Source organism: Paenibacillus sp. P46E, assembly GCF_001909095.1.
GTDB classification, from domain to species: domain Bacteria; phylum Bacillota; class Bacilli; order Paenibacillales; family Paenibacillaceae; genus Paenibacillus_AQ; species Paenibacillus_AQ helianthi.
This window is the reverse complement of sequence record NZ_LVYZ01000099.1, coordinates 46,581-60,463: the sequence shown is the minus strand read 5'-3', so window position 1 is coordinate 60,463 and position 13,883 is coordinate 46,581. Positions and strand designations below refer to the sequence as shown.

The 13,883-nt window shown below is 43.7% G+C and carries 9 protein-coding genes; 1 reads left to right on the top strand and 8 read right to left on the bottom strand.

From position 1 onward, the window contains the following. Positions 1 to 7: 7 nt before the first annotated feature. Both A3849_RS30335 and A3849_RS30330 read right to left on the bottom strand, forming a co-directional pair. Positions 8 to 2,764, bottom strand: a complete 2,757-nt coding sequence (locus A3849_RS30335) for an alpha-L-rhamnosidase (RefSeq protein WP_074114787.1) — start codon at positions 2,762 to 2,764, stop codon at positions 8 to 10. 47 nt (positions 2,765 to 2,811) lie between these two features. Further along, the gene (locus tag A3849_RS30330; protein ID WP_074114786.1) at positions 2,812 to 4,197 is read right to left on the bottom strand and encodes an MFS transporter; all 1,386 of its coding nucleotides are present in this window, start codon (positions 4,195 to 4,197) and stop codon (positions 2,812 to 2,814) included. 162 nt (positions 4,198 to 4,359) lie between these two features. Here A3849_RS30330 and A3849_RS30325 point away from each other — a divergent pair, with 162 nt between their 5' ends. After that, entirely contained in the window at positions 4,360 to 5,436 is a 1,077-nt protein-coding gene (locus A3849_RS30325; RefSeq protein WP_074114785.1) for an AraC family transcriptional regulator, read from the top strand. Between the two features lie 6 nt (positions 5,437 to 5,442). Here A3849_RS30325 and A3849_RS30320 read toward each other — a convergent pair whose 3' ends face one another. From A3849_RS30320 to A3849_RS30295, 6 genes are all read right to left on the bottom strand, one after another. Beyond that, positions 5,443 to 6,273 (bottom strand): carbohydrate ABC transporter permease, encoded by an 831-nt coding sequence (locus A3849_RS30320; protein ID WP_074114784.1) that lies wholly within the window; start codon positions 6,271 to 6,273, stop codon positions 5,443 to 5,445. Further along, positions 6,270 to 7,136 (bottom strand): carbohydrate ABC transporter permease, encoded by an 867-nt coding sequence (locus tag A3849_RS30315; protein WP_074114783.1) that lies wholly within the window; start codon positions 7,134 to 7,136, stop codon positions 6,270 to 6,272. The genes A3849_RS30320 and A3849_RS30315 overlap by 4 nt, the downstream gene beginning before the upstream one ends. A 75-nt stretch (positions 7,137 to 7,211) precedes the next feature. Continuing rightward, positions 7,212 to 8,549 carry an ABC transporter substrate-binding protein gene (locus A3849_RS30310; RefSeq protein WP_074114782.1) on the bottom strand — a complete coding sequence of 446 codons (1,338 nt, stop codon included), beginning with the start codon at positions 8,547 to 8,549 and terminating at the stop codon, positions 7,212 to 7,214. Positions 8,550 to 8,621: 72 nt separating this feature from the next. Continuing rightward, on the bottom strand, positions 8,622 to 10,160 hold the full coding sequence (locus tag A3849_RS30305) for a response regulator (RefSeq protein ID WP_074114781.1): 1,539 nt from the start codon (positions 10,158 to 10,160) through the stop codon (positions 8,622 to 8,624). Beyond that, on the bottom strand, positions 10,153 to 11,931 hold the full coding sequence (locus A3849_RS30300) for a sensor histidine kinase (RefSeq protein WP_074114780.1): 1,779 nt from the start codon (positions 11,929 to 11,931) through the stop codon (positions 10,153 to 10,155). The genes A3849_RS30305 and A3849_RS30300 overlap by 8 nt, the downstream gene beginning before the upstream one ends. Positions 11,932 to 12,325: 394 nt before the next feature. Further along, complete coding sequence (locus tag A3849_RS30295) at positions 12,326 to 13,861, bottom strand: glycoside hydrolase family 43 protein (RefSeq protein WP_074114779.1); 1,536 nt, start codon at positions 13,859 to 13,861, stop codon at positions 12,326 to 12,328. Between the last annotated feature and the right edge of the window lie 22 nt (positions 13,862 to 13,883).

The following is a 13,883-nucleotide window of genomic DNA, read 5'->3' as shown; positions in this document are numbered from 1 at the left end:
ATTTCTCCTAGTCCTGGATTTCCAGTATTTCCGCGGCAGCCAATTGAATATCCTCCTGTGTGATCCCGAAGAAATCCATCTTTCCAAGCGTACTTAAAGAATGCGTCTTTCCGTCGATATCATCAAGCGAGAGGAAATGGAATATTCCCGGTAGTTGGCGCTGTAACACTTCTAGCGCTTTATCATTCTTAACCATTTCTTCCAAACGGCTGTTCATAGAGAATAGCTTCCGGTAATCCGTTAAAGGACGATAGGTTAATTCATGAATTCCCGGCGCCAAAGTAAATATTTCTCCATCATACTGTGGCAATACTACTTCTGCCGTACACGCGAACGGAACCTCAAGGCGGATCTGCACGGTCCCGTTATCATTAATCTTCCATTCGGATGCATACGTTCCGCTGACCGAATCATAAATGGCATGAAACGATTTGAATTTCCGGTTGATTTGAGGTGCAAAGCGGACCTTTTTAAATCCGGGCTCCAGCGGCTCGATCCCGCCCAGATTCCGGTATAAATACTCAATCACCGAACCATATGCGTAATGATTAAGCGAATTCATCATCGTCCCGCTAATTGTCCCGTCAGGTAATACCGAATTCCAACGCTCCCAAATGGTAGTTGCCCCCAAATTCACACAATACAGCCAGCTCGGATATTCTTCCTGGAGCAGAAAATCAAGTGCTTCTTCCTCCATTCCGTTCTCAGCCAGTACTCTGCACATGATCGGCGCACCGACAAATCCACCCGTAAGTTTATGGCAATCTTTGTAGAATCTTTCCCGCAGCCCTTCCATAAGCTTCGTTTTATCAAGATAAATCCCGAAATTCAAGGCGACCAGATAGCCGGTCTGAGTATCAATGCTTAAACGACCTGATGAAGTAAAATATTCCGCTAGAATGGCTGCCCTGATCTTGTCCGCCATTTCGTTATACTCTTCAGCAAGCTGCTCTTTTCCTAACAACACTGCAGCCTCGGCCACCAGATGGGTCGATTCATAGTAGTAACAGGAGCTGATAAAATAATCATCTGTGCCACCCTTAAAGCTCTGCGGAGATCTGCCGTCCTGGGCCAGCCAGTCGGTTATTTGCGACCCGAAATTGTACAGATACTGCCGTCCTCGTTTTAAGTCTTCGCGGGTAATATAATCCACCCAATCTTTCATCATTGGAAAGTATTCCGCCAGCATCTCTTTATCCCCGTATTGCTTGTATAGCACCATCGGTAAAAATGTTCCGATATCCCCCCACACACTGCAGCCCAACGGCTCTCCCAGTACTGGAATATATATCGAGATAATACCGTTGTGTTTTTGCTGCTCCGTTCTTAAATCATGCATAAATTTATGATAGAAAGCCCGTGTGTCCATATTATAGGATGCTGTTCTGGCAAAGACCTGCGCATCACCGGTCCAAGCCAGTCTCTCATCTCGCTGCGGGCAGTCTGTCGGAAAGTCAATAAAGTTTGATTTCTGTCCCCACAGCGCATTTTCAAAGAGGCGGTTAATATTCTCATTTGATGTTTGGATAAATCCGCTCTGCTCGAGATCAGAATATACGACTTTACCTGAAATATCGGTTATCGCCAATTCTCCGATCCAACCGGTTACCCTTACGTAGCGGAATCCAAAAAAAGTGAACCGGGGACTCACATATTCAGAAGTACCGTCAGAGATATAAACATACTGTGATTTGGCACTGCGGTAGTTATCGTTGTAAAAGCTGCCATTCTGTAAAATTTCACCAAAATCAAAAATCAGTTTTGTTCCTTTAGGGAATTTATTATGGAATGAAATGAGGCCTGAAAAGTTCTGACCCATGTCCAGCACTGTTTCTCCGGCCGGTGTTTGGATTATGCTTTGCGGATACCGCTCCTCTTTTACTATGACCGGTATACTATAACGGCTCACCAGCTTTTTTTTGTCAAGGCCAAGGATACGTACCGGTTTTTCGGGATTATCCTCTTCGGACCAGAGCATACGGTTTAAGATTTCGCCATCGTAAATATCGCTTAATTGTATATCGGAGCCAACGTAACGCCAGCTTTCATCTGTTTTAATTATTTGTGCTTCACCACTGTGGTGCGTGATATGCAGCTCAGCTATACAAGCAAACTCACTTCCAAAGTTCTCCTTCAGATTCCCTAAACCAAAGCGGCCTTTGTACCATCCGTTGCCAAGCATAATCTCAAGAGTGTTATTCTCCGAGAAGTAATCCGTTACATCATAGGTTTGAACCTGAATTTCCGTGTTGTAATCACTATACAGCGGGGCCAGAAGCTCGTTTCCTACCTTTCGACCGTTAATATAAGCTTCATACAATCCAAGCCCTGTTATATACAGTCGTGCCCTTGTTACCGGCGATTCGGCTGCCAGACCAAACCCTTTCCGAAAAAGCGGATGGAACCTGTCTTCTTCTTGTGTACCGATCCAGTCAGCTGTCCAGTCATCGCCCAATTTCCCGGTTTCAAAAAAACCTGTTTCACTGATTGCCAGCTCATCCCTATCGGTTTCAACCTCTACTCTGTAGTAATACTTGGTCATTGGCTGACACTGTAGGTCCAAGGTTTCTCCTGTTGAATCTAAAGCTTCCCCTTCTTTAACATACAGAACAGGGCTCAGGCTCGGGCTGGTGCTTACCTCTATCTTGATTCTCTTTGAGCTGCCAGCATATGAATCCCTGACTTTCCAGGAGCACTTCAGGCTTTCGAATGAATACCCAACCGGATTATGGATTCCGTTAATCTTCAAATCGGTTACTTTCATAACTAATTCTCCTTTTTTAACGAGTTGATATTAATTATGGAAACTTATCATTGACTTGCTGCTCTGCTCGCCTCTAGCTCCGACTGTATCCGTTTTCGCTCCTGTCCTTTATATTTGTTCATCAAGAGCGGAATGGAGCCAAGAACCGAGCTGATGCCTACACCGAAGGCATATATAAAGAACAGCCCCTGCAGTGTCGATGAGGACTGGGTTGTCGCCTCTGTATCCAGTCCGATATAAGCCAGCAAGAGACCGGTTATAAAGGAACCAAATGCCGACATTATTTTGGCTGTCAAAGACTGAACAGCGAACATAATTCCCTCTGCGCGGTATCCTGTCTTCCATTCAGCATAGTCAATGGAGTCTACTACATAAATCGTTGACAGTGTCATGCTTATAGACATAAAGAATCCGGAAAGAATAGAAATCAGAAACACGAGTATCAGGCTGCCATATCCTACAGTGAAATACACAGCCCCTACAATCAGTGAAGCGATCCCGTTGTACAGGAATAATCTTGGCGTTTCGATTCTCTTAAGCAGCTTCGGAATGACTACAGGTGTTAACAAAAACCCCATCATCGTCGGAATCATAATAAACGAAAGCAATGCAATACTGCCCAGATTGTAGATGGCATAATAACTGGTAATCATGGTAATGACCATCGTCAGCACTTGGAAAAATTGACTGATGATATAGGATTGCAGCGGTTTATTTATTTTCAGAATATGGATCATACTCTTAAGGCTTGTTTTGGAGGAAGTAGGCTTGACCCGCTCTTTCGATACAATGAACAACACGATAAAGCTGATTGCCGCGATCAATGAGATTAACAAGCCCAGGTAGGAGTATCCCCCGCCGCTAAACGGCATTGGGGCAAAATAGGATACTAGGACTCCGCCGACTAGAGAAACAATAATAGTCCCCATTGTCGTTGCGGATTTCGTTAAACTGACTAAGGAATTCCGTTTCTGTGGATCTGTCGTCATTGTAGCTGACATACTCCAATAGGGAACATCCAGCAACGAAAAGCCGATACCCCAAAGGGTGTAGACGGTTGCAACAAAAGCGATCTTCATTGCCTCAGACGTGAATCCCGGATTTATAAACAACAGGAAGGTCAAGGCCGCCCAAAAAAGTCCGCCGAACAAGATATAAGGCCGGAGCTTACCATATCTAGTACGTGTATTATCTATGAGATATCCAACAACTGGATCACAGAACGCATCGATAAACTTGGTAATAAGGAGGATAGTTCCGATGGTGATTGGTGAAATTTTCAAGACAGCGGTTGCAAAAATCATAAAAAATGTATTTACAATGCCCGACAATGCTGAATCACCGATGCCTGCAAACAGATATCCGGCCAGTTCTTTTCTTCTAAATGGAATCTTAGAAGTATTTTCATAGTACTGCTCATAACTTTTGCCCATTTGTTTCCCTCCGCATATAAACAATTAATGGAATAAAGATTGATGCTTGGGTACCCTTATCGCTATATTAATCGATGAAAGCACTTTCACCAATGTCCGTAACTGTTGTATATACTAACCAATTATGATATGTTAATCATCAATTAGATCGGGAGGATAAGTATGGACTACAATCAACTTGATACCTTTTTATACGAATTGACGGAGCTTGAGAAATCTCTGCAGTATGCTGAGCTCACCGATGAGATGATTCTGGAACAAATCCTCACTTCTGAAAAAGCCGAGAGCTTATACACTGGACACAGCACTCCTGTAAGCGCTGACAACCAGTTATCCATACTGACCAACCCGCCAGCATATAACTATACTTTAGAGAATGGTATTTTGAAATTGAATGTTGTGGGTGAGGCCTTTGTTATATCCAGACACACCAGGTTTGTTAGAATGATTAACCACACCCACAACCTGTTTGAGATGAACTATGTTTATAGCGGGACCTTCTACCAGGAAATTCAAGGACAGCGATTTAAATTAACAGCAGGAGATCTCATTATTCTCAATAAGAATGTGGAGCATTCGATCGACCAGGTGGGTAAAGAGGACATACTAATAAATTTTTTAGCTAAAAATGAATTTTTTGACAGCGCATTTATTTATAAAATCCTCGGTGACAATGTCATGGGCAAAACGATTGCCTCCATTCTTACCAACGAGACAAGAGATAATAAATTTTTACTGTTTCGCACGGCAGAGCATTGGCAGATCAGGCAGACCATTCAGAATATTCTATGCGAAGCAATCGATAATCGAAGACGGTCCAATTCCGAAATTATTAAAGCTTATTTGACTATCCTCTTCAGCAGACTTTTAGAAACTGAAAACTATGAAATGTATCTTAGAAAAGTTGTGAAGTCTCCAAACATATCGATAGTAAACCTGCTTGCTTATATTGATGCTAACTATCTGAATATGACATTGGAGGATACCGCTAATCAGTTCAACTATTCTCCGGAGCATTTAGGACGGATCATCAAAAAGGTAACCGGGAAAACCTTTTCTGCGCTCATTCATGAGCAAAAATTCAAACATGCAGCCAGGCTACTCCGGACGACTGATCAGACTGTCGAGAGTATCTCAGAAGAGATCGGATACAGAAATCTAACTTACTTTTATAGAAAATTCCATGATTTATACGAATCAACTCCGAGAGATTACCGTCGGCAATTTAGAAAGGAATAATGAACATTATCCTTTGACCGAACCAGCAGTCATTCCTGATACAATCTTCTGATTGAAGAAAACAAAAAGAATCAGGAGTGGAATCGTAATCACTAATATATTCATGAAGAGCAGATTATATTGTGTTGTGTATTGACTCATGAAATTGTACAAGGTTAATTGAACGGTGACGTTTTTAGATCCTGGAAAGAAGTAGAGCGGATTTACAAAATCATTAAATATCGTGACCGAAGAGGTAATGATTGTTGTCGCCGTGACCGGTTTTAATAAGGGTAAAATAATTCTAAAGAAGAGTCCAAAGCCTCCGCAACCGTCAATGATGGCAGCTTCATCAATCTCTCTTGGAATGCCGCCCATGAAATTCCGGTATAAGATCACTCCGAACGGAAAACCCAAAGCAACCTCTACCAGAACAATGCCAAGCATAGTTTTGAATAGCCCCATGCCATTGAGCACCCAGATGGTCGGAACAATTGCAGGCGGAATAATCAGTCCGGCGAGGACCAGGAAATTGATCCAGGGAGTCAAAGCATCTCTTCTTCGATGCATAATAAAACCGGCCATTGCACAAATCATAACCATAAGAATGATCGACAGAACGGTCAGAACGGCACTGTTGTAAAAAGCTCTGACAATCATAAAGTCATTTTTGGTTATTACTGCTTTAAGGTTTTCCCAGAAATGAATCGTTGAAGGAAACGCGATGCTTAGCTCAGAGGCACTTTCCGGATTTTTCAGTGCGTTCACAATGACAAAATAAAACGGAATCCAAAAAATAATGGCGGACAGCAGTACAGCAAGTATTTCAATAAGCCAACTTTTCGGTTTTAAGCTCATAGTTCCACCTCACGTTTCGTTAACAAATAATTGAGCGGGAACGCTAACAGCGTTACGAAGAAAAATAATATAACATTACCTGCTGTGGCAAGCCCATAAAACCCTGCCTGGTATTGCTTATAAATAATGGATGCAATCACATCCGTAGCAAAGCCAGGTCCGCCTTTGGTCATCGCCCAAATTAAATCAAAGGATCTTAAGCCCCCGATAAAAGCAAATATGATCACGGTATTGGTAGCCGAACGGCTTAGAGGGAGAATAATATTCTTGAATTTGTGGTACGCATTTCCTCCATCAATCTGCAAAGCTTCATAATATTGTTCAGGAATCGATAGAATGCCTGCAATATATATTACTGTAGCAAAGCCTACACCCTTCCAGACATCTGTTAAAGCAACTGAAAGCAGTGCTATACTCGGATTTCCGAGCCAATCAATCCCTTGCAAGCCGATTAACTCCAGTCCTTTGTTTAACATTCCTAAGGTTGGATGCATCATCATGCTAAAAGCTATACCGACAGCAATCGTACTCACCAACGTGGGGAAAAACACTACAGACCGCAAATATCCTTTGAATCTTATTTTCGAAGTCAGAAATACACCCAGGAGCAGCCCTAAAACCACTTTTAATAAACAGGTTATGACTGCGTAAATAAAGGTATTTTTAAAACCGATTCTAAGTGCTGGCTCACTAAGAAAGTTGATGAAGTTATCGAGGCCGATAAACTTCCAGTCAAAGAGAGTCCACCTTGTTAAGCTGAAGAAAAAGGACATAATCGTTGGAGCGATAAAAATAATGAGATAAATGAGGGCAGCAGGTAAAAGGAAGGCATAAGAATACGTGCGTTTAAATACTTTATTCATGAATATTCCCCCTGATATAGGAGCCGCCCCGGTATCGATTACCGTGACGGTCTCCCAGATGTAATAGTCGAGGCTTTACCAGCCTGTAAGCCCAAGCTGCTGAGCCTGCTTTTCAACATCTTTATCGTAGGCTGCTGCAGCATCAAGTGCGCTAATTTGTCCGGAAGCAACCTGAATCGTAAAGCTCTCGAGATTTGGACCTTTTACAGGGGATAAAAATTCAAGGGCTGGCGATGTCTTCCCTTCCTCGAAGTAAGGAAGCATATCCTTTACTGCCTGTGGTGTATCTTCTGGCATTTTGGCACCTTTAATCACATAGGGTCCCTGGGGTTTAGAAGCGCCAGCAACAGCCTCCATCCCCTCCACAGATGCTATAAAGTTTACGAATTGCTTGGCTTCTTCAAGGTGCTTTGAATTTTTGTAAATATAGACCGAATTCGGCATCCATACGGTCAAACCGTTGGCATCTGCACGATCTCCAGGCTGGGCAAAAAATCCGATGTCATTGATCTTGTCCGGGGTGTTCTGCAGAATCGTCGGAATAATGAGACTCAGCATTGGATAATGCGCCCCCTTACCCTCAACCAGCATTTTGAGACCGGAATCCAGATTGGTTGCCAGATAATCCTTATTCATATACCCGACAATATCCTGAAGCTTTTCAAAGCTTCTTAATGCAGAAGGTGTTGTCTCATACTTGGCTTTATTGACAGTGTAATCAGCAGCGAATTCCGGTGCTTCCGCCTGCACATTGTAATAATCCGACAGGAAAATGAGCTGTGAAGTCCAGGTATCCTTGAAGGTGCCGATGATCGGAGCGATACCATTTCCTTTTTCCTCAATGGTTCTCACATTCTTCATCAGCTCATCCCATGTTTTGGGAACGGTCAAGCCTAAATCTGCATAAACCTGTTTATTGTAGAACCATCCCCCTGCCCCGGATGCTTGATAAGGCGCTCCATAGACCTTTCCGTTAAAAGAAACTGAACTTTTGAAGGAGTCCTCTACATTGGCCTGGAAGGGTTCATTTGTCAGATCCAATAAATTCTGTTCAGGATTAAGCGCTTGCAAAAGTGATCCGGAGTTATAAAAAAACACATCGGTCATATCACCTGTAGCCAGCTTTGTTTTAGTCAGGTTATCGCCTTCGGTTCCACCGGGACTAATTTCAATTTCAACTGTGATGTGCGGAAATTTCTGCTCGAATGCCGCAATCAATGCCTTTGCTGTATTTTGGTTATCTGTATCACTGCCTACCATAGCTGTAATTTTGACATTTGCCTGTTCCTTGTCTGCGGAAGCGCTTGCAGAATTGCCGGTGTCAGACGCTGAGTTGTTACTTCCGCACGCAGACAATAATCCGCTGATAATAAGCACGCTACTCGTGATAAAAGTCTTTCGCTTCATTTTCATCTTCTTTGTCCCCCTTGCATAGGATATGGAACTGCATTGCTGTTCCTAATCAAAGTATAAGGGCAGCAGGTTTTAATAATAATCCTCACTTTTCATAGGTTCATGTCCGTTTTTTTTAGGTTTGTGCGATGAGCAATCGCATTTTTCCTTGAATTGTCCAGGAGAGATTCCAGTATATTTCTTAAACACTTCCGAAAAATGCCTGTACGTATGATATCCCACCTTCTCACTGACCTCATTTACCTTCAGCCCGCTTGCCAGCCATTTCTTGGCCAGCTCCATACGGAAGCGTGTTACGTAACGGATATAGGTCACACCTGTTACCTCTTTAAACAAAACACTCAGATAGGAAGGATTCATTCCCACATATCCGGCCACCTCCTGCAGGGAAATGTTCTGGGATATATGGGCTTCAATATAGAGCTTTGCCTTTCCTATTGTCATCAGTTTGGTATCCTCACGCACCTGTAAGGCTGACTCTACAATCTGTTCGAATTGTTCGCGGAACCAGACTAGCATATGTTTCCTTCCATGTATTTTTCTTATAGCAAGATGAGGCATATACTGATCCTCTGTATTTAAAAAATGGCTCTCTTTTGCTGTTTCCAGCGCTAAGTACAGCAGCTTCAGCATTTCACGTTCAACGATTTCCGGGGCAATGAGCTCTGAACGAATCCACTCCATAAATGGATGCAGATGCTCCATAACCCCGGCATAATTCCCTGTACGCAGACTCAGTATAATGGCCTCTTCCTTTTCGGCCAGAGGCTCTAGATCGGTGATTAACTCCCCCAAATCCAAATATCTGACCACTCCGGATTGTCCTAAAAACCTGGCACACCGCAGCGCCCTAAGTGCTTCCTCATACCCGTCGGTCATTTGGGCCCAATCCTCCTTGGTACAGCTGCAGCCAACCGTAATATCCTGACTTTCTGCTTCATTCTCTATTTCTTCCCAAAGATCATGCACCGGAGGTGTACGGTGAAGAAGTATGAGCAGACATTGCTCACCGTCACGGACCATAAGCGGGTAACAATCAGGCCGGCTGGTTAATCTTAGCTGCTGAGAACAAGCAAGTACCGTTGTGCCTGCCCAAAGGTCCGTTTGAGCTCCAAGGTACTCTAACCATTTGGGAAGATTGTGCATTTTGCCTGTAAGCAGCTCAATCGTCATCTTTTCCAGTAATACGTGCTTACTTTGTTCGTGATCACGTCTAATCGCTTTAGTCTCTGTACGCTGATTAATCCGGGTAATTGCTTTTTGAAGAGCCTCCTCAATCTTCTCCACTTCCAGCGGTTTTTCCAGATAATCAGATACACCCATTTGGATTGCCCGTTTTACATACTCGTATTCGTTGTAACCGCTAAAAACAATGCAATACACCTCAGGTGTTCTGTCCATTACAGCTTGAATGAGCTGCAGCCCGTCCATCCCCGGCATACGTATATCAGTTAGGATAATGTCCGGCTTCTCCGAGTTAATCAGCTGCAGAGCTGTAGTACCGTCCTGTGCTGTACCGGCAATTTCAATCCCATACTGACTCCAATTAATAACCGCGCCCAGTCCTTCAAGCACAATATATTCATCATCAAATAACAAAGCTCTAAGCATCCTGATTCCTCTCCTTCACGAATGGATTAAATCTCAGCTCAACAGCTGTCCCCTCATCCTTCGTACTCGAAATATTGAACCCGCTGGACAGTCCATAATAAAGCTTAAGTCGTTCATGCACATTCCGCAGTCCATAGCCTTGCTCTGTCCGGCTCATATCCTCTATACCTATCCCGTCATCCTTTACGGTAAACACAATGAAATCACCATCCCATTTTCCTGTCAAACTAAGGGTTCCCGGACCGACTTTCGGCTCCAAGCCATGTGTAATCGCATTCTCGATAAGGGGCTGCAGCATTAACTTTTGGATTTCGATATTCATAATGGATTCTTCAATATTCGAGTGAAACATGAACCGGTGGTTATACCGGATATTCTGGATGGTCAGATAATGCTCAACATGCTGAAGCTCTTTACTGACCAGAATTCGCTCCTTGCCTTTATTCAGGCTTAATTTAAAGCTGTAGGACAGTGCGAGTGCCATCTTGGCGATATTTTCGTGATTCTGTATTTTAGCCATCCAGTAAATCGAATCCAGTGTGTTATAGAGAAAATGCGGATTGATCTGGGCCTGAAGTGCCCGTAATTCCGCTTCACGCTCCTTCAGCGTAGTAGTGATCAAGCGGTGATTAAGCTCTTCATTTTCTACAGCAAGCCGCTTAAAGGTGTTACCGATTACGCCAACCTCGTCCGTCCCAAAGGTTTGATCTATGACACGTGACCCTTTTGTCCAATCCACCATCATTTTTTTCAGCTTCAGCAACGGGCGGGTAATCCCTTCAGAGATTATGATTGCCAAAATGATTGCGCTTACCGCAATAAGGATGCCAATTATAGTCGTTACCTTACCGATCTGGCGGGATTCCTGCAGGAGCATACTGCTCTGTATTGCATGCAGAAATGTCCAATCCGTGGTGTAATTCGTATAAGAGCTTACCAGATACCCTTGTGCTTGCAGCTGAGAAATGGTTTCTTCCACATTCCCGGGCTTCAATTCACGCTCAACACCCGGCGTTGGAGGATATATAATATTTACCGGAGCTGCAGATGAATCAAGAACAATATATATCCCCCCAAATGATCTGGCTCCTACAAACACCCGGTCAAATATGGAACGGGATATATTGATGACCAGGATGCCTATCGGTTTGCCTTCAATACTGCTCGAATCCCTGAATAATTTCACTGTAGAAAAAGAGCTGTCCGAATCCTCGATGACATTATGTGCCATAAAGACGACCCGCCCCTTTGCCGCTTCCGCTGTTCGAAACCACTTTTCCCGGGGAATCACGCCCGCCTTATCCGTACCCTCATACTTACCTGCATCGTCCGAGCGCCCAAGACAATAGGAATCAAAGTTCATATTGTACAAGCAGACTGAGTCGACATACCTGGAATCAATAAAGTTACTGTACATGATCTTCTGCATCCGGCTTTGCAGCCCTCTGCTGCGCTCCAGCTCATTTCTGTACGCAGTTTCGTGGCTTAAGCTCAGATCATTCCGAATGCCTTCATCCATAACCATAGCCTGATTCAGATTTACAATATTCCGGAAAATCAAATCAGTAATCTCACTGGAGGTCGTCAGGTTGTCCAGATTGGTCTGGGTATTCGTCTTCACAATCGCTTCCTTCGCTGTATTAAATGAGAAAAAACCTAAGATAAACAATGGAGGAATCGAAATCAGGATCAACGCCAGAAGGACGCGGTTACGAATTCTTTGAAGCTGCAAATAGGCTGCGAGAAATAAACGTAATCTACGAAGAAACATCGTTCTCCTCCAAGTAATCAAAATGAAAACCTTCGACTTCCCTTACTATACATGGACTTATCGATCTAGATCCAACACAATTGTAGAACTTCGTCCGAAAAAAAGACACTACTATCTCAACCTCTCTTCCAGACACCGTTTCACTTGTGAAAGAGCTGTTTTGGACAATTCCATCATCGGCTTCAGTTGGGAGCGTCTAGCCCATCCTATCCATTCCAGACATCGGCCAGAATATGTGGCTGTTTCCAGAGTTCTTGCAGAGATAACTTTAATCGGTAGGCTTTTCCGTTGGCCTTCTTCAACGTTAAATAAATGGACCACTAAACCTGCGCCAGACAGGAATGAGGTCCATTTGTAAAAGCATTAATAAGAGAGCCAGATTAGTTAGTTAACCTCATTGAAACGCAGGCGTCTGATAATGAAACCAATCAAAGTAGGCAGGCCTGCTAGCTTTATTCCCGTTGCCTGTAGCATAAAGGCCAACGTACACACCTGTAAATCCTCCAGCCACTTCTGTAGCTAACAAGCTGCACTCTGCGTGCCCAAGCAGGATAAAGTCAGCATGCTCAGGGTTGCGGTAATAAAATGCGTATTCCTTAGCATTGGCAATGATTTCTAGAATAATGTGGTTCTCATCGTAGGGATGCCGTTCTGCGATCATCCAGACAGAGCCTACTCTTTTACGTAAAATAACCGAACGCTGTCCATCCACATTGATTAGGGCTATTTCATAATGGTGCAATTCATCCATATACACAGTGAGTCCTGCTTCATCATTATGACCAGGCTCGAATTCCAGCCATGTAGAAGCACTACAATTAAAATGCTGCTGACGGCGGGCTACAAATGCAGGGGAATCAACATCATCTAAGGTAACTGCTGAACCATTTAAAGTTAGCCAACCTGAACGGGTCTGAAGCGACCAATCCTCAGATTGCGGATTACGCGCAAAATTCCAAACATCATTAAATTCGGTTGAATTAAAATGATCTAGTTCATCCACATTCGGTAATGTTCCTGTATAAAATGACGGCCCTTCCATTTCAGGGTGTATGTGTCCATGGTCACCCATCATCGGCCAGCCATCTTCCGACCATTCAACCTTGGACAAGTAAGTCTCCCTGCCCAAATGATGTCTTCTGGAAAATGGACGAATTCCCAACATGACTGCCCACCAGCTTCCATCATGTGCCTGGACGAAATCGGCATGCCCTGTAGCCTGAATGGGATGACCTGTACTGCGTTGGCTTAAGATCGGATTGTTAGGTGCACTTTCAAAAGGGCCATAAGGAGAACTGCTCCGCGCAATGGTAACCATATGTCCGTACTCCGTACCACCTTCAGCAATCAACAGATAATAATTTCCGTTAATCCGGTACAAATGCGGGCCTTCCGGAGCTTTCCCTCCTGTCCCAGTCCAGATCAATTGACGTTGCGATAGCAGCTTCCCTGTCTCTATATCCAATTCCGCCTGATAAATGCCTGCTTCCTGGCTGGATAACGCATTGGTTCCCGTTATGTACACAGAGCCATCTTCATCAAAGAACAGGGATGGGTCGATGCCCGGCCAATCCAGATACACAGGATCAGACCAGGGTCCTGCCGGATCGCTTGCACGAACATAAAAATTTCTGATTTCAGCATCCGTCCTGCCTGTAATAACGGTTGTAATCATATAAAAATATTCTTTATAGTATCGGATGGTCGGGGCAAAGATACCCATGGAGCTCCCTACCTTTGGAATGGATAGCTGCTGAGGACGCGTTAGGCAATGTCCAATCTGTTGCCAGTTCACCAAATCCCGGCTATGGAAAATAGGAACCCCTGGAAAATAATGAAAGGAGCTATTCACCAGATAATAGTCCGCTCCTACTCTGCAAATACTAGGATCAGGATAAAAACCTGAGATAACAGGGTTTTTAAAATTCATATTTCATTCTCCTTGAATATTT